The organism is Fulvimarina endophytica (assembly GCF_003403015.1).
GTDB lineage: Bacteria > Pseudomonadota > Alphaproteobacteria > Rhizobiales > Rhizobiaceae > Fulvimarina > Fulvimarina endophytica.
The window spans coordinates 702,050-720,582 of sequence record NZ_QURL01000001.1 but is presented as its reverse complement, the minus strand read 5'-3'; the positions used below and the strand labels follow the sequence as shown (position 1 = coordinate 720,582).

The following is an 18,533-nucleotide window of genomic DNA, read 5'->3' as shown; positions in this document are numbered from 1 at the left end:
CGCGGAGAAGGCGCGTCACGATGAGCTCGCGGGTCGACACAGAAACGAAGCGGTCTGGCTCGGGCGCGCGGCGACACGGGTTCGGGGTCTTCGGGAATACCTCATGGATTCGCCGGCCACGATCACGGTCAGGATCACCGCGGAGGTCGAAGACCGATCCGAACGCGAAGCGCCAGCGGCCGAAGTTCATGAGCCATCCGGTCCCGCCGAAGATGATCGCGTCGTGGCAGAGGATGAAGCGGCGGACGGTGACGGAAACGACGTCGACGATCCGGTGGTGCTTCCTGCAGGTGTTCCCGTCGCAGCGGAGCCCGATCGGGCGGAGGAACATGGTGCTGCCGATGCGGGACACGTCGATGCGATCGAAGCAGCGGCTCCGACGCTGACGACGAACGAGGCGAAGGCTGAGCTGCTCGATCTCGTTGGTGGTGACACCGACAAGATGCGGCTCGTTTCCGAACTGATCAAAGAAGCCGCCGGCGAAGTTGGCGTCATCAGCGAAGTGCCGGTCGAGAAGCTCCCCGATCTGATCACGAAGGCGAAGCATCTCATCAGCCTGCGCCTCGACGAACAGATCATGAGGGAGGAAGCCGAGAAGAAGGCGAACGATGTCTCGTCAAAGGATGATGTCTTCCTGCGTACGATGCGCTCGAACCGCGAGATCGACGGCATTTGCCGGATGAAGACGACCGAGATCGGCGAGCTCTGCGGCGTTCCGAACGGCTCCGTCGGCATCATCATTGCCCGCTTGGTCCGCGCCGGATCGCTCAAGTCGGTCATGGAGCCCGCCGGGAAGGCCTATCGCGTGGCGAACGAAGACGGCACGTTCGTCGAGGCCAAGAAACCCGCAACGCCTTCCGTGCCCGCGCCCGTGACGCGCGCCGGCCCGCCGACACCCCGCGCGCCGTCCCAACTCGAGACGCAGCTCCTCGACCACATCACCCTCGCCTCCGAGAAGCAGGGCGGTGGCCCGGTCCTCATGGATCAGGAATGGCTGATGAAGAAGTTTGGCCGCAAGGAATGGCGCGCACTCGATCTCGCCTTCACGGCGCTTGCGGAGCGCGGCCTGATCGTCCGCGAAAAGAGCATCGCCGGCCACGTCACGTTCTCGCTTCTCGAGCCGAAAGAGGTGGCGGCATGAGCGGCCCCGAACTGTGCCCTTGCTGCGACCGACATCAGCCGAGCGACGTGGCCGAAGCCGCGGCCGATCAGATCGGGCAGATCCTTCACGGCATGTCGCCGGAAGACTGCGTCGAAGCCCTGTGCAAGGCGCTCGGCTCCGTCGGCGCTCAATCCCTCGACCTCGGCGCCTTCGTCCAGCTTTCGGCGATGATGACCTTCGACTTCGCAGCGGAGATTCAAGACGCCGTCGAGCCGGTGATCCAGCGGGAGGTTAGGCAATGAACGCCCCGGTCCACAACTTCGCCGACACCGGCCCGCTTTACCGCGAGGCGCCGAACAATCTGGAGGCCGAACAGGCTATTCTGGGGGCCATGCTGATCAACAACGAGGCGGTTCAGTCCGTCCCGTTCCTCGAACCGGCCCACTTCTTCGAGCCGCTTCACCAGGACATCTTCGACGGCATCCGCAAGATGATCACCGGCGGCCGGGTCGCCACGCCGATCACGGTGAAGACGTTCCTGCCGGCTGACCATCGCGTCGGAAACCTGACTGTGGCGCAGTATCTCGCTCGTCTCGCCGCAGAGGCGACCAGCATCATCAACACCGCCGATTACGGCCGGGCGATCTATGACCTCGCCATCCGCCGCCGGCTGATCACGATCGGCGAGGGGATCGTCAACGAGGCCTTCGACGCGCCGTTCGATCACGATCCAGCGCTACAGATCAGCCAGGCAGAGGAACACCTCATCGAGCTTGCACGCGGCACGATCTCCGACGACGGAGACCATGACCACGTCGCGATGATGGATAGCGTCCTGGACCGAATACAGAGCCCGAGGAAGGCCAGCGGTGGCGGCGTGCCGGTTCCGCTTCCCGAAATCGCCGACGTGCTGCAGGAGGACCGCCTCGGCGCAGGAAACCTCTACGGCCTTCTCGGCGCGTCTGGTGAAGGCAAGACGAGCCTGATGCTGCAGTTCATCCGAACCGCGGCGCAAGCCGGGCACCCGGTCTTCCTCTACTCCTTCGATCAGCGGCCCGAGCAGGTCTACCTTCAGATGTGGTCGCAGGAGTGCGGGATATCGGTCGCCCAGATCGCAAGGCACGATGCCGGCGGGCGACGATCGCTTAACGATGCCGAGATGGAGGATCTTCGCGCGGCGCGGGATCGGATGCACCCGTTCGACCTGAAATTCCGTCGGGTCTCGAACATCAAGGCGGCCGCTCTTTGCGCGCTGGCGAAGCGGGACGTGACGACGGTGCGCCGACGCTATGAGAAGCGGGGCGAATCCATGCCGACGCCGCTGATCATCCTTGACCACGTCAGCGCCGTCACGGCCGACGATCCTCGAGCCGATGCGGGTTCGATCGCGTCAGCGGTCAACAGGCCGTGCAAGGGCATGGCGGAAGAGCTCGGCGCGGCTTGGCTCTCGCTCAATCAGCGGAACGGGAAGGGCGCCGGTCGCAAGGTGCCCCGTCCGATCGCCGAAGACCTCTATGGCGGCGAAGCGTCCCGCATGGACTACGACGCCATCCTCTACCTCTACCGCCCGGAACGCTGGCGAGACATGGCACTCCGTACGGCGGTCGACGCCAAGGAAGAAGCCGACATCATGAACAGGTTCATGCTCCGCAAATCGTTCCGGGACCCGGGCGAAAACCCGGAAGGCATGGCCGAGATCGGCGCCGTGAAGGTCCGGTATGGCGATTCCAACGTCAGCGAGTTCGTGGAGTTCGAAGGCCGCTACACCCGGTATGTCAGCCGGCGCCGGCAGGAAGCGGAGTTGTTCTGATGGATGATCAACCGAAGCGCGTGCAACTGAAGCGCACGAAGGGATGGAGGATGCCTCCGAACACGGTGAAGGTTACGCGGCCAGGCCCGTTTGGTAACCCCTTCTCGATCGCGTTTTGTCAGGCCTGGTTTCAGATGAACTACAGCGATGCGCGAGCCAAGGCGGTTTCGCTCTTCCGCGAGTGGGTCAACGGCGACCTCGACAGCAAGTGGACGGAAGCGAAGAAGCCAGACCTTTCACAGATCAGAGGGAAGAATTTGGCATGCTTCTGCCCGCTTGACGCTCCGTGCCATGCCGACGTCCTTCTCGAAATCGCGAACCGTCCTGTGTGCGAGGACGCAGCATGACCGACACCTCGCGACCCGACGTCCGATCATGGCCCCTTCGGCATGGCTGGCAGTGCCAGTATCGCATGCCCGGGGGAGGGTGGTGCGTTCTCATGAAGAGCAGGACGCCTCTGCTTTTCGAAACGTCAGAAGCCGCCAAGGACGCCGGCTGGGCGTTCATCAACAAGCGGCTCTATGGCGGGATCCAAGCCGATCGCAAGTTTGAGCAAGGCAAAGCCGCATCCGGGCTCGCCGCCGAGGTCGCGAATTGGAAGGCCAGCAAGGCTGAGGAGCGCCGGCAGGTGCAGAAGGCGGTCATGCGGCGGCCGGGCAAGCGGGTGATCCTGATCGAGAGGAGGGCGGTGCGATGACATCCTTCGATCATCCGTTCAATCGGCAACGCAGATGGGCGATCAAGCAGGCGAAGATGCTCGAGCAGGAAGGCCAATGCTTCTATTGCGGACAGGCTCTCGCGATCTATCACGCGCAGGACGGGGAAAGGAAAGCCGACTGCGCGACGATCGACCATCTCATTCCGAAGTCGGAACGGCCTGAGCTTCGACGGGTGATGTCGAACGTCGTTCTGGCTTGCGCCGCTTGCAACGCAGCCAAAGGCGTGAAGTCCGCCGGCCAGTACATGGCGGAGGTGCGCGCGCGATGAGCAAACCGAAAGGCGCCCTCGACGCTCTCCTCGACGGTCTCGGCATCAAGGCCATTCCGGTTTATCGCCGGCGGGGCCACGCGCAGACCCATGCTCGAGGAACGCTGCACGAGATCCGCAACAAGCTCGGCGACGGCCATCTCGTCACCGTCCTGCGCTGCATCAGGCAGACGAAGGGCAACAGGGACGAGCTCTGGTCCGAAACGATCGGCGCGGTCTCCGATGTGCTGGAACAGCGGCCGAGGTGGGTTGCCAGGGGTGGTGACCTTCTCGACGCCTTCGACACCATCGAACTGCGGACCCTGCGCGAGGAAGCTGTCTCTCTGAGGCCGTGGCCAGTCCGCATGACCCTTCGGGGCTTCATCTACAGAGAGCTGCGCCAGCGGCTCGATACGGCCATTGACGGCGATCTATTCGGGAAGGAAGCGGCTTGAGAGACATATCGAACGACGCCGAGCTCATTGCCGACATGATCCCGATTGTTAAGGCACGCTTCGTCGAGGCCATCGACACCGCCGACCATGCCTACTCCGGTTCAAGGCCGGCGCAGACATCAACCTATTGGCCGCCGATCGCCAACCGTCTCAGCACCGAAGACGACGAGACGAAGCAATGGCGCCCGAGCCGGGACGCGATCAGTCGCGCGGACGAGGTTCTTCAGCGCTGGCTGCTGGAATTCCTCGACGACATAGAGCATCGTAGGCTTGTCATGGCGTGGGCCTCATCGATCGCGAACCCTCGTCGGTACGGCTCCTTCGCGAAGTTCTGCAGAAAAAGCGGCCGGGTCCGTAGGACGGCGGATCGGCGTCTTCAATCGGCTTTCTCTATCGTTGCGGCCCTGATCAATAAAAATAGTCTATCGTTACAGGACCCTGACGCGCATAGGGTGTCTACACTTCACCGGGTTTCGGATATGCAAATGGATAAGGTCGCCGAAGATCGGTTGCCGGGGCATCCATCGAGATCGGGCCCAGCCTGGCGCAGCGAAGATGCAGCCTCGCACGACGATCCTGAACAGCGCGATCTTTCATGGTCCCAGGATCAGAACGAGCGTAGGCGCCGCCGGACGGTGGCAGAGGAAGCCGAAGGCCAAATGAAGCGGGCAGGGTGATCTGCAAACCCGGCCGGAATTATTCAGATCCTATTCGGGATCGAGCGAAAGCGACGGGCGACCGCGGCCCGGCCGCTGAAGAGATCGGAAGCGTAGCCGACGACAGCATACGATCGGCGAGTGCGATGACGGTTTAGTTGCCGCGCTTCCGACACAATCCCCGCAAGGGGCGAGGCGGTTACAGGGCTCTGCCCGGGAGGTCTTCGGCTGAAGGCTGCCGCCTCATAGATTGCAGATCCGCGAAAGCGGAGAGGCGACCGCAGACGGGTATCGATCGGCAGGAAGTGCGCAGCCTGCCGGAATGGCCTAGGCGAGCGAGACCCAGGTCTCGTCCAAATGATCCGACTTGCAAGTCTGCCGCCTCAACCATCGAAAGCGCCGGCTCGCTGCCGAGCGTCAGGTAGGCCAGCGACAACGCTGACGCCAGTCGGTTAAACGGCGGACGAAACCCGGGTAGGCCGCCACCCCTCGGGGCAGACTACGGTGCGCTTTCGATGCTCACACGCCCAGCGCCTTCACGGCGACGGCCAGATCAAGATAGGCGCGGACAGGGCCTGGAACCGATCGCTGCCCCTTCGACCATAGCGACACGGTGTTCTCGTGGACGTAGACGCGGGCGGCGAGATCCTTCTGCGACCAGCCAAGCGACTTAAGGGCGGCTTTCATCTCTTCGGGGGTCATGCAAATCCCTGATACGGTGATATTCGTGCGACCCTCATAGGATACCTTCAAAGAGTGATTTTCGCCAGCCGTAAGAGGTGAGGCGACGGTTTCGACAGTAGAAAGCGGGTAGAAATGGCCGGCAGGAAACCCGGCTCGCCAAAGACCGGCGGCCGAAAGAAGGGCACTCCGAACAAGGCGACGGCCAAGCGCGAGAGAGAGATCGCGCAGAGCGGCATGACCCCGCTCGAATACATGCTCAAGGTCATGCGGAGCGAAGCGGCGGACGGTGAGCGCCGAGACCGCATGGCGATTGCCGCTGCCCCGTATGTTCACCCGAAGCTCGCGAGCATGCAGCATTCCGGCCCGAACGGTGGTCCAATCCAATCCGTCGACCTGACGAACATGAGCGAAGATGACATCGAACGCCTCGAAGCTCTCTTCGGTACGCTTGCCAGTGCCGCCGGCGGTGATGCTGAAGGCGATCCGAGCGGAGAAGGAGCGGCGTAAGGCTGAGGCAGAACGCCAACGCATCGCCCAGGACGCGGAACGGATCCGGGCTCGGTGCCGGACGCTGTCGGGCTTCATCCGTGAGGCCTGGCACGTTCTTGAGCCTACGCGGCCCTACGTCCATGGCTGGCATATCGAGGCGATCTGTTCGCATCTTGAGGCGGTGACAGACGGCCGGATCAATCGGCTCCTCATCAACGTGCCGCCCGGGTCTTCAAAGTCCCTCATCGCCTCAGTGTTCTTTCAGGCATGGGAATGGGGCCCGAAGGGACTGGCCTCGCTCCGATACCTGACGACATCGTTCAACGATGGGCCGGTGAAGCGCGACACCCGCAAGTGCCGGGACCTGATGCTGTCGGATTGGTATCAGGGCCTCTGGCCCGAAGTGAAGCTGACGAGGACCGGCGAGACGTCGTTCGCGAACAGCGCAACCGGAACGCGGGAAGGGGTGCCGTTCGGCTCCCTGACATCGCAACGCGGCGACCGGCTGGTCATCGACGATCCGCACTCGACGGAGACGGCCGAGAGCGATGCGGAGCGGAAGGCGACGACCCGTAAGTTTCGAGAGGGCGCGCAGAACCGCCTCAACGATCAGGAGAAGTCCGCGATCGTCGTCATCATGCAGAGGCTTCATCAGGACGATATCTCGGGCGTGATCGAGCGCCTGGGCATGGATTACGTCCACCTGATGCTGCCGATGGAGTTCGAGCCGGAACGAGCCTGCGCGACGGCGATCGGGTTCGCGGATCCGCGGCGGGATGAAGGCGACTTGCTGGACGCGGTTCGCTTCTCTCGGCCGACAGTCGAGAACCTGAAGCGCGACATGGGCGCTTATGCCTATGCGGGCCAGTATCAGCAGCGCCCGACCCCGCGCGAAGGCGGCATGTTCAAGCGAGCGTGGTTCGAAGGCAAACTGATCCGGCAGGCGCCGGCAGGAACGCGATGGGTCCGGCATTGGGACCTTGCCGCGACACGGAAGGCCACAGCGGCACGCACAGCCGGCGTGAAGCTCGGGCGGGCCCCTGACGGCTCCTACATCGTCGGCCACGTCGTGAAGACGCAGGACGAAGGCAACAGGGTCCGCTCCCTCATCAAGGCAACGGCAGAACTGGACGGAAGGGACACGATGATCAGCCTTCCTCAGGATCCAGGCCAGGCCGGCAAGGTGCAGGCGCAGGACATGATCGCAATGCTCTCCGGATTCGTCGCTCGAGCCGAGCCGGAGACCGGGGACAAGGTAACCCGCGCCGAACCGTTCTCGGTCCAGTGCGAGGCCGGCAACGTCTACCTCGTCGAAGGCGACTGGAACTCCGATTATCTCGACGAGCTCTGCCTCTTCCCCGGCGGTTCCTTCAAAGATCAGGTCGACGCCAGTTCGGGGGCATTCGGACGCTTGGCGACCGCGCCTGCAAAACGCCGCCTCGGCCTCGGCTTCGCACTGATCGAAGGATAACGCATGGCGATCGGATCACGCATCGCCTCGTTCCTCGGCATCAACCGGGAGCGGGCAAAGCCGTTCTCGGAACAGGGCGTTTCCGGCACGCAGATCTATGGCGGCTGGATCGCGACGGCGGAGCGAAACCCGTCCCTGATCGGTCCGAACAAGTGGCGGACCTACGACGACATCGCGGTCAACTGCCCGGTGGTCGCGGCGTCGATCCGCTATTTCACCGCTCTCGTCACGAAGGCGGCGTGGTCGGCCACGGCATCGGACGAAGACAGCGAGGACGCAAAGGCGGCCGCTGAATGGCTTGAGAAGGCGATGGAAGCGCCGGATCAGTCTTGGTCGACCATCGTCGCCCGGGCGGTCACGGCGCGCTATTACGGCTTCTCTGTGCAGGAATGGGCCGCGCAACGACGGGGTGATGGCACGATCGTCTTCCGCACGATCGAGAACCGGCCGCAGGCGACGGTCGAGCGATGGGATCTGGACGAACGCGGCTCGGTGATCGGCATCGTCCAGCGGGCGCCGGATGGCACGACGCATTACCTGCCCCGCGAGAAGTGTGTCTACCTTGTGGACAACCTGTTGACGGACGCGCCGGACGGGCTCGGTCTTCTGCGGCACGCGGTCGAGCCGGCCACCCGGCTGAAGGCCTATCAGGCCTTGGAGCAACAGGGTTTCGAGCGCGACCTTCGCGGCATCCCGATCGGCTACGCCCCCATGGGTGCGATCAATGATGCGCTGATGGAACTCGACGGCGACGACGGCGAAGACGCCAAGAAGCAGCGGGCGGGCATCAAGGCCCCGCTCGAAGCAATGAAGAACTTCGTCACGATGCAGCTCAAGGGCTCGTCCACCGGCGCGGTGCTGGATTCGACGCCGTATTTCAGCGCGGAGACGGACGGCAGCGAGAAGCCGTCGGCAACCCGGCAGTGGGAGGTGAAGCTTCTCGAAGGTCCGGCCCCTGGGCTTTCCGAGATGAGGGAAGCCAAGCGGGACCTGAACTTCGAGATCGCCCGCATCTTCGGGACGGAAGGCATGGTCCTCGGGTCGGACGGCTCGGGCTCGCTGGCCCTGTCGAAGGACCGGACGTCGAACCTGATTCTGGCCGCGAACAGCGTTCTCGACGACATCGTGGACGCCTTCAACAAGGACTTCCGCGATCCGCTGTGGCGGTTGAACGGGTTCGATGAGGCGCTGAAGCCCTCGCTGGTGGCTGAGAAGGTCGATCATCGGACGGTCGAGGAGGTCACTACGGCCTTGCGCGATCTTGCCCAAGCAGGCGGCGTGATGCTTCCCGATGACCCAGCCATCAACCACGTCCGCGGTCTCATGGGCGTGCCGAAGGTCGAAGTGCAGGAGGTGGTGTGATGGCCGATGTCGCGTTCGTCGGCCTGATGCTTCTCGCCGCGCATTGGGTCGCTGACTATCCGCTGCAGGGAGATTTCCTTGCGACGGCCAAGCAGAACGGTCCGCTGCGCGCCTACCATCTGATCGCTCACGCCGGCATCCATGGCGGGGCGGTCGCGATCGTCACCGGGTCCGTCGGTCTCGGGATCGCGGAATGGATCGCCCATGCGATCATCGATGAGAACAAGGTGTGGAGCCGCACGTCTTTCGCGACCGACCAGGCGCTGCACATCGCCTGCAAAGCGGTCTGGTTGGCGATCCTCTTGATGATGGGAAGTATCTGATGCCGACCGCCACCATCTCCGGCAACGAATATCCGGTCTACAGCGACGTGCAGACCGCCGACGCATATCTCGCCGCATCTCTTGCCAGATCCGCGTGGGCGGCGCTCTCTGACGACGAGAAGGCCATTCGGCTGGTCGAGGCGACCCGAGCTCTTGATCGCCAGCGGTGGAAGAGCGGATACCAGACCTTCGCCGAGCGCGAATCCATCGTGGACATTGTGAACGCCTCCATCGTCATTGCGGGCTCGCTGGCCGGCGAGGATGCGGACGAAAGCATTCTGACCGGCGAGGCGAGTGGCCCGATCAAGCGGCTCAAGGCGGCAAGCGTCGAGATCGAATACCATCAGACGGCCGCCAGTTCGGCGCCGAGGGGCGTTCTGCCCGCGAACGTGTTGGCGATGATCGGGGCCTATCTCGTCAACGGCGGGATGCAGGGTGTGAAGCGGTCCATCGGTGGCGTTTTCGCAGGCGGGACGGATGGGATCAGCACGGCGACCCAGCCGTGGGGCTTTTCGAAAGGGATATGACGATGGCGGACAACGCACCGACCACACGCAAGATCGTCAAAGTCGTGCCAGGCGAAGGCGTCTATTTGGACGACGGCAGCATCCTGGACGGCGTGACGGACGTGGTTCTTGACCCGATCACGCCAAGCGCTGGTATTACCTTCACGCTCAAGATCGGCTGCCGAGATCAGGTTACGTTCGAAATGCCGAAGCCGAAAACATTCGGCGTCGGAGAGTTCGGGCGAGAGATGGTTTCCACCGACGTAAAGACAGGGCGCAAGATGTCGTCTGGCCTCGTGGATGCCATCTCCACGATGATAATGCCGAGGACGCCGAACCAAGGCGGGCCGGTGGGCTGAACACATGACCTTCCCCTGGCGCCCAGCCGGCTTCTATAGCGCGATCCGCAAGGCTGACGTTGCCGATGACGGAGACGACGATCGGAAGCGTCTGGAAGATCTCGGCAAGCGTCTGGAAGCCCGGTTTCGCCGCGCATTCATCGAATACGTCCAAAGGATCACGGACGAAGCCACCATTAAGGCCATGGTCGACCTGATCAGCCAAGGCCGGGTGAACGAAGCGATCGGCTATCTCGACCAGTTCGCCGACCGGTTCGGAGAGGACTTCGCCGAAGCATTTCGAGAGGCCGCGAAGGAAGAGATGGCAGCGCAGGCCCCGCGTGCCGTCGCTGCGATGGAGGCCAGCCCCTACGTTCCGAACCCGGTTCGGGTAGAAGTGACGTTCGGCGGCGGCAATCCTCGGGCCGCGGAGGCGGCGCGGACGGAAGGCGCAAGGCTCGTTCAGGAGATCAGCGAGCCGACGCGAGAGGTCGTCCAGCAGGTCGTGTCCAACGGGCTGAGCCAAGGCGCTGGACCGCGAGAGTTCGCCCGCGAGCTTCGATCGTCTCTGGGCCTCACCGACAAGCAGAACGCCGCCGTGGCGAACTATGAGCGGCTGCTTCGTGCGGGTTCGAAAGAGGCTCTGACACGCGAGCTTCGCGACAAGCGATCGGACGGGCCCGTTCTGCGCGCGGCCGAGGGCGGCAAGCCACTCACGGAAGACCAGATCGGCCGCATGGTCGAGGCCTACCGTCGGAAGTACCTGAAGTACCGGACGGAAAATATTGCCCGCACCGAAGCGCTGCAGGCCGCATCGCTCGGCCGGATCGAGGGCATGCGCCAGACGCTCGAATCCCTCGACCTGACGACGAACGATGTCGAGAAGACATGGTCGACCAGCGTCGACGGGCGGGAGCGCCGGACGCACCGGTTGATGAACGGCCAGAAGGTGAAGGGGCTGGACGCGCAGTTCCAGTCGCCAGGCGGGGCGCGGCTTCGCTTTCCTCGAGATCCCGCCGGCCCGGCTGACGAGGTGGTGATGTGCCGCTGCGCCTTCACGTTCCGCATCACAATCGGCGAGTAGCCGCGCAAAACCGAACCATTCTGAACACCACCATCGCGCCCGGCTCACAACGTAGCCTCTCGCGACATATGACCATGCTCGGAAGTCGACGGGCGGTTTCGAACAGGAGAACGGAGCATGGCGGAACGCGCACTGGAAGCGCTGGACGATGCGACGTCGCGGATGCCTCTCGCCTATGACGGTGAAGCGCTTGGTCGCGTGCGCCCCGACCAGATGCCGCGAATGCTCGGCGCGATCACTCATCCCGAGAACCAAGTGACGGCGACGTTCTCGTTCGACGACCTGACCGCGATTCAGAACCGGGTCGACACGGCAAAGGTCACAGACCTTTCGAAGGGCGAAGCGGATGGCCCCGCGGGCGTCGTGGCAGGCTTCAACGGCAAGACGTACATCCTCGACGGTCATCACCGCATCATCGGACGATGGCTGGCCGGCGACGAAGAGGTCACGGTTCGGTACATCGACCTGAACCCGCGATCAAACGCCATGAAGGCCGCAACGGTGCTGAAGGTCGACGACAGTCTCGGCCTTGTCTTCGGATGGGCCATCGTCTGCAAGGAAGACGGCGAGGATCATTTCGACACCCAGGGCGACCATATCCCAGAAGAGGTGATGTTGAAGGCCGCGTCGGACTTCATGGGCGAGGTTGAGCGCGTCGGCGCTGACATGCACGTCTGGGCTGACGATGGAACGCCGATCAAGACGGGCTCCGTCGTGTTCGCCTGGCCCATGACGACAGAGATCGCGAAGGCCATGGGATTCTCCGGTCGGAACACCGGACTGATGATCGCCTACAAGCCCGACGACGACGCGCTTCTCAAGCGGTTCCGCGACGGGATCTACACCGGGTTCTCGATTGGCGGTTCGGCAACGAAGGAGGCCGTGCAGTGACGAAGAGCATCATCCGCAGCCTCACCCTCAAGGAAATCAGCGCGGTCGATCGGCCTGCGCAGGTAGGAGCGAAGATGACGATCATGAAACGCGGCGACCCGCCGAACGGTGCGGGGCAGGGTGGGCAGGACACGGGCGCCGAGAGCGCCCTTTTTCATGCCGGGGTCTCTGCAATCGCGAAGTCCATGATGGAAGGCGGCGCCGAGACATTCGCCGACGTCTATCGGGAACAGGTCACCAATCGCGAAATGTGGCCCATGGTCGACGCGCTCCAGACGTCCATCAGTTCGATCCTCAACGCCGATGACCTGTCGGATGCGGATCGTCAGTCGAAGGTGGAAGCATCCGTCTCCGAATTCCTTTCCGCCGTGCGCTCGAAGCTGCCGGCGTCCGAGAACGAGGTCGCCAAGGCGCTCCTCGCTGCCGCCGGCGGTGCCGGCTCCAACCCGGTCACCAAAGGAGCAAAGTCCATGACCGACAAGCCCACGATCGAGAGCCTTCAGAAGAGCCTCGACGAGATGAAGAAGCGCGCCGAGACCTTCGAAGCCATCGCCAAGATGTCCGACGCCGAGAAAGCGCACATGAAGGACATGAGCGAGGACGAGAAGAAGGCGTTCATGGCGCTTTCCGACGACGACCGCGCGAAGGCCGTGAAGAAGTCCGCCGAGGGAGACGAGACGGTCGAATACGGCGGCGAGACCATTTCCAAGCGCGCCGATCCCCGCTCGTTCGCCATCGCCAAGGCGGCGAAAGCCGAGATGGAAGATCTGCGCAAGCGTGCCGACGCGGCCGCCGACGAAGCGCAGATGGAGCGCCTGACGAAGCGGGCCGACGCCGAACTCGGCAACCTTCCGGGCGAGACGATCGCCAAGGCCAAGGTGCTGAAGGCCGTCGCCGGCATGGGCGAGGAAGATCGCGCCACGCTCGACGCCATGCTCAAGGCCGGCAATTCGACGCTCGCCAAGGCTTTCGAGCTTTCCGGCACGAGGCAGGGGTCGGCGGGCGACACCGACATTCGGAAGCGTCGGGAAGACGCACTCTCGGAAATCATGAAGCGGGACAACTGCACGAAGTCGAAGGCGATGGAAACCCTCGCCAGCGAGCAGCCCGAACTCGTCAACGCGGCCTAATCAGGAGATACGACCATGGCTGTTTCCAAGCCCATCCTCAAGGACGCGAAGCCGGCGGGTGAAGACCTCTCCGAAGCTCTCTTCCTTCTCGTCAAGCTGAACTCGAGCGGCGCCTACGTGAAGGCGGCTGCCGGCGATCTGCCCGCCGGGTCCGTATACGAAGCGGCGAAGCAGGGAGACCCCGTCACCGTCGACTGCAAGGGCCTTATCAAGGTCAAGCTCGGCGGCGCCGTCACGGCAGGCGGCGAAGTTTCCGCGGGCGCGAACGGTCTCGCCGTCGCGTCGGCAGCGGCAGGCGAAGGTTTCGCCGTCGCCCGCGAGAGCGGCGTGGCGAACCAGATCATCTGCGTCATCACCAAGTAACCGGCTCAGAAAAGGACATCATCCAATGGCCACCCCCGCAGCCGGCAACATCTCCGGCACCATCACTCCGAATGCGTACCTGACGGACTATTCCGTCCAGTACATCGCGGACAATCGCAACTACGTCGCTGGCGCGGCGGCATCCTTGATCCCGGTCGAACTCCAGGCGGCCGAGTACACGGTCTACGACCGGGGCGCCTTCCTGCGTGACGAGATGGAATACCGGCCCCTCGGCGGACGCCCGCCCCAGGTCGGGTATTCGGTCAGCGACGACAACTACTTCGCCAAGGAGTACTCGCTCGAGCACCCGATCGACGATCGCCAGCGGCGCAAGTTCCCGGCGAACCGTCAGATCAATCTCGATCTGAACGGCACCCGCCTGCTGACGAACAAGTCGCTCATCAAGCGCGACGTGACGTGGGCTCAGAAGTTCTTCCGCCCCGGCGTGTGGAGTTTCGATGTGACGGGCGTTGCGAGCGCCCCCGAAGCGGGCGAGTTCCTTCAGTTCGACCAGGACGGTTCGGACCCGATCGGCACCGTCGACAGCTACATCGACATCACCGGCAAAGCGACGGGCTTCCGGCCGAACACGCTGGTTCTCGGCACCAACGTTCGCAAGAACCTGCGCACGAACGCGGATCTGTCCGACCGGATCAAGTACACCCGCATCGGCATCGCCGACGAGGACCTGTTGCAGTCGATCTTCTTCGGCAACGACCCGACCGGCCGCGTGATGACCGCTCGCTCGGTCTACAATGCGGCCGCCGAAGGCCTCCCGAACGACTTCCGCTACATCGTGGACGAGAACTCGATGTGGATGGGCTACATCGACCGCAACGTCGGCGTCGACAGTCCGACCGCGATCGGCATCTTCGCATGGAGCGGCCTCATCCCGGGCGCCGGCAATGATCAGGGCGGCGTGATCATGAAGGGTCGCGAAGAGCTCGCTCATTCCGACATCCTTCAGATCCGCGATGCCTGGGACATGAAGGTGGTCGCGAGCGATCTCGGCGTCTTCTTCCAGAACGTCGTGTCCGGCTGATAGGAGGCCGCTATGGCTCGCTATGAAGCCTTGAAGCATCTTAGGGTCGGGGAGAAATCCCCGGCCCCTGGCGACCCGCTGGAAAGCGCGGACGGTGACGGTCGGAACTGGCTGATGATGGTTCGTCTCGGCAAGATCAAGCCGTGGCCGGATGACAAGCCATGGCCGATGGGCGAGGGCAACTATCTCCCCGAAGCTGACGGCACCGAGAAGGTGCACGAAGGCACTGGCGAGCTGATGGAAGCCATCGAAGGCTACGTCATCGAGACCAAGCCCCGCGGCTGGTTCGTCATCACAATGGGCGGCGAGCCGGTCACGAAAAGCCTTCGCGAAGAGAGCGTCGAACTGTTTCCCGCTATGACAGCCGAAGAGCAGGAAGCGTTCGTCGGGGCGAACAAGCCGGACTGATGGGCCGCTTTCCCTACGGTGTCCTGCGGCGCGAGGCGTCCAAGCTGATCCGTGATGCGGGTCAGCCGGCCATCATCCGCAAGCTGGGTTCCTACGACGGGTGGACCGGAGAGGAGACCGGCGGCGAGGACGTTCCCTGCCGGGTGGTGGTGTCTGAATACAGCCTGCGGGAGCGCGAAAGCAGCCTGATATCGCAAGGCGACAAGAAGGTGCTCGTCTCGGCCCTTCCGTCCGGGAAGACGGTAGGACTGGCCGATAGGCTCGTCATCGGCGATGAGCTTTCCGATCCCCAAGCGCGCGGCCACGAGATATCGAACGTGTCCGAAATCAACCCCGGCGGCACATCGATCGCATGGGAGCTTCAGGTGGTGTTCTGATGGGCGACTTTGCAGCGAAGGTGGCGGCGTTCGTCGGCGCTACCAAGAAGGAAATCAAGCAGGTCGTCGTTCAGTCCGTCGTCGAACTCGAAGCCGAGGCGATGATGAACCTGAACAAGCTGACGAAGCGGGACACCGGTAACCTGATCAACAGTTTCACGGTCACCATCGGCTCGCCGGCCATGCAGGTCAGCGCGGAGACCATGTCGGAAGGCGTCTCGGCAGCGGCGGCCGCGGCGGGGTTTGAGTTGGGACAGACGATCCACCTCAACGTGCGGGCCCAATACGCCCGCAGGATCGAATACGGATTCGTCGGCGTCGATTCCCTCGGTCGCTATTACGACCAGCAGCCCCGGCCATACCTGCGGATGGCATCGCAGAACTGGGACGAGATCGTGAGCCGCAACGCGCGTCGTGCGCAGGCTCGAGCCGGCTTCGCTCAATCCTGACCGGCCTTCGGCGGGAACGCCCGCTCCATCGCCTCGCCAATGGCGGCAGCATCATCATCGTGGCGCCGGTCAGCCTGCTTCTGCTCCACGCGGAGAAGGGCGCTGTTCGAGGCCACAATCGTCATCCTGACCATCTCGACAGCACCCTGACCCTCGCGTGTTGCGGGGCGCAGTTCCGTCAGATCGTGATGCGCCTTCAGAAGCGCGTCGTAGATCTCGGTGTTCGTGTGAAGTCGTTCGCGATCAGCCATCGCGTGAAGAGGTACCACATGCACTTGAGCGGAAACAGGGATCACCCCGAGGCATTTGATCGTCTGATGAATCTCAACGGGCGGGGCAAGGTCGCAGACGTGTTCCTCAACGGCGAAGAGGTGAAGAAAGTCGAAGAGGCGAACGAAGAGGAAGGGTACCTCGTCCGGTGCGTTCTAAGTGAGAACGGGCGTGTCCAAGCCGATCCGAATGATCGCGAAAGGATCTGGACCGAACGCCTTGACGGCAACGTCCGCATCGTCATCCGCGATCGGCCCTGACCATGGACCCGACCGCCGCCATTGCCTCGGCCCTCTTCGAACACCTCAAGGCGTTCGGCCAGTCGCGCAACCTCCGCGTCTCGCGCGCGAACCGGTCCTTCACTGCGAAGGACGGCGAGACCTACCTTCGCGAGAGCTTCATTCCGAACACCGCCGATCGCCGCTTCATCGGATCCGACGATCCGCACCGATACCTCGGCCTCTACCAGATCGACGTCATCACGACTTCCGGCTCGGGCGAACAGACGGCGCGGACACTGGCCGGCGAGATCGCGGCGCACTTCGCGGTGGATCAGCGGCTTATGGCCGATGGCATCACGACGCGGATCACCCGCCGCGCTGACGTGGGGCCGATGATGGTCGAGGACGCGAGAGCGATGATCCCTCTGACCCTGGAATGGGAGTGTTTCGCATGACCTACTACGCCGCGACCCGCCTGACGCTCACGAAGAGCCGGGCGAAGGTGAAGCCGACTGTCGAGAAGGACGAGCCGTTCCCGACTGACGCCGGGTATGGCCCGAAGGACATGGAGCGCCTGAAGAACGAAGGCCTCGTCTACGAAGCGCCAAAGACGGCCACCGACGAGCGCAAGGCCGAAGAGCGTGCCAAGGCGCAGGACGAAGCCGAGATCGTCGTCACCGGCTCGCATAACGCCGAATAACCCATTCTCCGCTTCGGTCAGGGCACCCGAGCGGACGATCTTTCACGCCCATAGATCAGGAGCGCCCGCATGGGTATCTTCACTTCGAGCGGCACGAAGGTCTTCATCGGGCCTGCCGTCACCGCTGTTCCCGCCGACGCCACCGCATATGCCGCGCTCGCCTTCGACGAGATCAGCTACGTCAAGAACGCGGGCGAGATCGGCGATCAGTTCCAGGACGTCACGACCGATCACCTCGGCGACGGCCGGACCCGGCATTTCAAGGGCCAGAAGGACGGCGGCGTGATGCAGCTGATCGTCGATCGTGACGATGCCGACGCCGGCCAGACCGCGCTTATCGCGGCGGTGCAGGACGATTCCACGGCCGACTATGCCTTCATGGTCGAGTTCCCGAACAAGCGAAACCCGACCGGCGAGAACGCCATCCGCTACTTCACGGGGAAGGCCATGGGGCAGCGCGAAGGCGGCCTGACGCCGAACTCCATGACGACCATGACGGTGAACGTCGGCATCAACAGCGACATCACCTACGTCGCATCGACGGCGGGGGCGTAAACCATGGCCGAAGTGAACATCACGCTCGACGGCGACGAGGTCGCGCTCCGCTGCACTCCGAAGGCGATGAAAGATCTCTGCACCAAGCACGGATCGCTCGTCGCGCTTCAGCAGCGCGTCTCCGGTCTCGACTTCAACGCGGCGGCCGATACGGTGGAAGCCGGTATCGGCACGAAGCAGCTGGCGCATCTGAAACTCAACCGGGCGCAGGTCGAAGAGAAGATCTACGAGGCCGGCCTTCTCGAACTCTCGTCCAGCCTGACCCGCTACATCCTCCTGCTCGCCAATGGCGGCAAGGAAGACGCTACCGGCGAATACGAGGCGGCGTCCGAGGGAAACGGGTAGGCTACACGCATCTTGATCATGCGTGGACCATGTTCAAGCGAGCGTCGGGGTGGTGTGGGTTCCCTCCCGACATCGCCTGGGAAATGACCTTCGAGGAGATCGATGCGTCATTCGATGGCAAGGTCGAGATGCTGAAGTTCTGCTTCGACAAGCCGGCTCCGACGCCTCGATCGTTTCAGAACGTCGAGGATTTCGATCGCGCGTTTACGAACCGCACTTGAACTCGATCGTGTAAACGAACCGGTCAACGCCGATTAACGTCTCACCCGTCTTGAACTGGTCCTCTCGAACAATCCTTGCGTTCGGGCAGGACGGTTCAACGGCGGACTTCGCGACCTTCAATCGATCGCTTCGGTTCGCGCTGTTGTAGCCGGGGTCGAAAAGGGTCCGCAACGTTACGACGAAGTCCGACCCGGGCTTCTGGGATCGCTCGACGCGCAAGGCATTCTCAGCCTCAAGAATGGCGTTGAAGCTGGTTGCACCGGCGCATCCCGTCATCATTCCGCAAAGCGCCACGAGCGCCATTGTTCTCGCCT

Annotated in this window: 29 protein-coding genes; 27 read left to right on the top strand and 2 right to left on the bottom strand. The window is 63.4% G+C overall.

The annotated features are described in order from the left end of the window. Positions 1-223: 223 nt before the first annotated feature. From DYI37_RS03240 to DYI37_RS03205, 8 genes are all read left to right on the top strand, one after another. On the top strand, positions 224-1,141 hold the full coding sequence (locus DYI37_RS03240; protein WP_147307865.1) for a hypothetical protein: 918 nt from the start codon (positions 224-226) through the stop codon (positions 1,139-1,141). Then, positions 1,138-1,404 (top strand): hypothetical protein, encoded by a 267-nt coding sequence (locus tag DYI37_RS03235; protein ID WP_116681722.1) that lies wholly within the window; start codon positions 1,138-1,140, stop codon positions 1,402-1,404. The genes DYI37_RS03240 and DYI37_RS03235 overlap by 4 nt, the downstream gene beginning before the upstream one ends. Next, positions 1,401-2,912, top strand: coding sequence for a DnaB-like helicase N-terminal domain-containing protein (locus DYI37_RS03230; RefSeq protein ID WP_116681721.1), 1,512 nt, complete (start codon positions 1,401-1,403; stop codon positions 2,910-2,912). Before DYI37_RS03235 ends, DYI37_RS03230 begins: the two co-directional genes overlap by 4 nt. Further along, positions 2,912-3,259, top strand: coding sequence for a DUF4326 domain-containing protein (locus DYI37_RS03225; protein WP_116681720.1), 348 nt, complete (start codon positions 2,912-2,914; stop codon positions 3,257-3,259). Before DYI37_RS03230 ends, DYI37_RS03225 begins: the two co-directional genes overlap by 1 nt. A gap of 92 nt (positions 3,260-3,351) precedes the next feature. Continuing rightward, entirely contained in the window at positions 3,352-3,609 is a 258-nt protein-coding gene (locus DYI37_RS03220) for a hypothetical protein (RefSeq protein ID WP_116681719.1), read from the top strand. Then, complete coding sequence (locus tag DYI37_RS03215; protein ID WP_116681718.1) at positions 3,606-3,899, top strand: HNH endonuclease; 294 nt, start codon at positions 3,606-3,608, stop codon at positions 3,897-3,899. The genes DYI37_RS03220 and DYI37_RS03215 overlap by 4 nt, the downstream gene beginning before the upstream one ends. Continuing rightward, the gene (locus DYI37_RS03210; RefSeq protein ID WP_116681717.1) at positions 3,896-4,333 is read left to right on the top strand and encodes a hypothetical protein; all 438 of its coding nucleotides are present in this window, start codon (positions 3,896-3,898) and stop codon (positions 4,331-4,333) included. Before DYI37_RS03215 ends, DYI37_RS03210 begins: the two co-directional genes overlap by 4 nt. Beyond that, the gene (locus DYI37_RS03205; protein ID WP_116681716.1) at positions 4,330-5,010 is read left to right on the top strand and encodes a hypothetical protein; all 681 of its coding nucleotides are present in this window, start codon (positions 4,330-4,332) and stop codon (positions 5,008-5,010) included. The genes DYI37_RS03210 and DYI37_RS03205 overlap by 4 nt, the downstream gene beginning before the upstream one ends. A 498-nt stretch (positions 5,011-5,508) precedes the next feature. Here DYI37_RS03205 and DYI37_RS03200 read toward each other — a convergent pair whose 3' ends face one another. Next, positions 5,509-5,691: a helix-turn-helix domain-containing protein gene (locus DYI37_RS03200; RefSeq protein ID WP_116681715.1), complete on the bottom strand. Its 183-nt coding sequence runs from the start codon at positions 5,689-5,691 to the stop codon at positions 5,509-5,511. Positions 5,692-5,805: 114 nt separating this feature from the next. On the opposite strand from DYI37_RS03200, the gene DYI37_RS03195 reads away from it, so the two are divergent. From DYI37_RS03195 to DYI37_RS03100, 19 genes are all read left to right on the top strand, one after another. Continuing rightward, positions 5,806-6,180, top strand: coding sequence for a hypothetical protein (locus tag DYI37_RS03195; RefSeq protein WP_245413749.1), 375 nt, complete (start codon positions 5,806-5,808; stop codon positions 6,178-6,180). Between the two features lie 316 nt (positions 6,181-6,496). Continuing rightward, the gene (gene terL, locus DYI37_RS03190; RefSeq protein WP_342634929.1) at positions 6,497-7,633 is read left to right on the top strand and encodes a phage terminase large subunit; all 1,137 of its coding nucleotides are present in this window, start codon (positions 6,497-6,499) and stop codon (positions 7,631-7,633) included. Between the two features lie 3 nt (positions 7,634-7,636). Further along, on the top strand, positions 7,637-8,995 hold the full coding sequence (locus tag DYI37_RS03185) for a phage portal protein family protein (RefSeq protein ID WP_116681714.1): 1,359 nt from the start codon (positions 7,637-7,639) through the stop codon (positions 8,993-8,995). Beyond that, complete coding sequence (locus DYI37_RS03180) at positions 8,995-9,318, top strand: DUF3307 domain-containing protein (protein ID WP_116681713.1); 324 nt, start codon at positions 8,995-8,997, stop codon at positions 9,316-9,318. The genes DYI37_RS03185 and DYI37_RS03180 overlap by 1 nt, the downstream gene beginning before the upstream one ends. Further along, positions 9,318-9,845, top strand: coding sequence for a hypothetical protein (locus DYI37_RS03175; protein WP_116681712.1), 528 nt, complete (start codon positions 9,318-9,320; stop codon positions 9,843-9,845). Before DYI37_RS03180 ends, DYI37_RS03175 begins: the two co-directional genes overlap by 1 nt. Before the next feature lie 2 nt (positions 9,846-9,847). Continuing rightward, a complete protein-coding gene (locus DYI37_RS03170; protein ID WP_147307864.1) occupies positions 9,848-10,183 on the top strand; it encodes a hypothetical protein in 336 nt (111 codons plus the stop codon). Between the two features lie 4 nt (positions 10,184-10,187). Continuing rightward, complete coding sequence (locus tag DYI37_RS03165; protein ID WP_116681710.1) at positions 10,188-11,246, top strand: structural protein; 1,059 nt, start codon at positions 10,188-10,190, stop codon at positions 11,244-11,246. A gap of 117 nt (positions 11,247-11,363) precedes the next feature. Next, positions 11,364-12,137: an XkdF-like putative serine protease domain-containing protein gene (locus DYI37_RS20105; RefSeq protein ID WP_199520062.1), complete on the top strand. Its 774-nt coding sequence runs from the start codon at positions 11,364-11,366 to the stop codon at positions 12,135-12,137. Further along, on the top strand, positions 12,134-13,267 hold the full coding sequence (locus DYI37_RS03155) for a hypothetical protein (RefSeq protein ID WP_116681709.1): 1,134 nt from the start codon (positions 12,134-12,136) through the stop codon (positions 13,265-13,267). The genes DYI37_RS20105 and DYI37_RS03155 overlap by 4 nt, the downstream gene beginning before the upstream one ends. Before the next feature lie 15 nt (positions 13,268-13,282). Continuing rightward, complete coding sequence (locus DYI37_RS03150) at positions 13,283-13,630, top strand: hypothetical protein (protein WP_116681708.1); 348 nt, start codon at positions 13,283-13,285, stop codon at positions 13,628-13,630. 25 nt (positions 13,631-13,655) lie between these two features. Then, a complete protein-coding gene (locus DYI37_RS03145; RefSeq protein ID WP_116681707.1) occupies positions 13,656-14,672 on the top strand; it encodes a hypothetical protein in 1,017 nt (338 codons plus the stop codon). Positions 14,673-14,684: 12 nt separating this feature from the next. Next, entirely contained in the window at positions 14,685-15,080 is a 396-nt protein-coding gene (locus tag DYI37_RS03140; RefSeq protein WP_147307863.1) for a hypothetical protein, read from the top strand. Further along, positions 15,080-15,457 (top strand): hypothetical protein, encoded by a 378-nt coding sequence (locus tag DYI37_RS03135; protein ID WP_116681705.1) that lies wholly within the window; start codon positions 15,080-15,082, stop codon positions 15,455-15,457. Before DYI37_RS03140 ends, DYI37_RS03135 begins: the two co-directional genes overlap by 1 nt. Beyond that, positions 15,457-15,906: an HK97 gp10 family phage protein gene (locus DYI37_RS03130; RefSeq protein ID WP_116681704.1), complete on the top strand. Its 450-nt coding sequence runs from the start codon at positions 15,457-15,459 to the stop codon at positions 15,904-15,906. The genes DYI37_RS03135 and DYI37_RS03130 overlap by 1 nt, the downstream gene beginning before the upstream one ends. Before the next feature lie 59 nt (positions 15,907-15,965). Beyond that, a complete protein-coding gene (locus DYI37_RS19740) occupies positions 15,966-16,436 on the top strand; it encodes a hypothetical protein (protein ID WP_147307862.1) in 471 nt (156 codons plus the stop codon). Between the two features lie 2 nt (positions 16,437-16,438). Then, the gene (locus DYI37_RS03115) at positions 16,439-16,852 is read left to right on the top strand and encodes a phage tail terminator-like protein (RefSeq protein ID WP_116681701.1); all 414 of its coding nucleotides are present in this window, start codon (positions 16,439-16,441) and stop codon (positions 16,850-16,852) included. Then, positions 16,849-17,097, top strand: a complete 249-nt coding sequence (locus tag DYI37_RS03110) for a hypothetical protein (protein WP_116681700.1) — start codon at positions 16,849-16,851, stop codon at positions 17,095-17,097. The genes DYI37_RS03115 and DYI37_RS03110 overlap by 4 nt, the downstream gene beginning before the upstream one ends. 69 nt (positions 17,098-17,166) lie before the next feature. Then, complete coding sequence (locus DYI37_RS03105) at positions 17,167-17,652, top strand: phage tail tube protein (RefSeq protein WP_116681699.1); 486 nt, start codon at positions 17,167-17,169, stop codon at positions 17,650-17,652. A gap of 3 nt (positions 17,653-17,655) precedes the next feature. Continuing rightward, positions 17,656-17,997, top strand: coding sequence for a hypothetical protein (locus DYI37_RS03100; RefSeq protein ID WP_116681698.1), 342 nt, complete (start codon positions 17,656-17,658; stop codon positions 17,995-17,997). Positions 17,998-18,201: 204 nt separating this feature from the next. On the opposite strand, the gene DYI37_RS03095 is transcribed toward DYI37_RS03100, so the two are convergent. Continuing rightward, positions 18,202-18,522 (bottom strand): hypothetical protein, encoded by a 321-nt coding sequence (locus DYI37_RS03095; RefSeq protein WP_210209324.1) that lies wholly within the window; start codon positions 18,520-18,522, stop codon positions 18,202-18,204. Between the last annotated feature and the right edge of the window lie 11 nt (positions 18,523-18,533).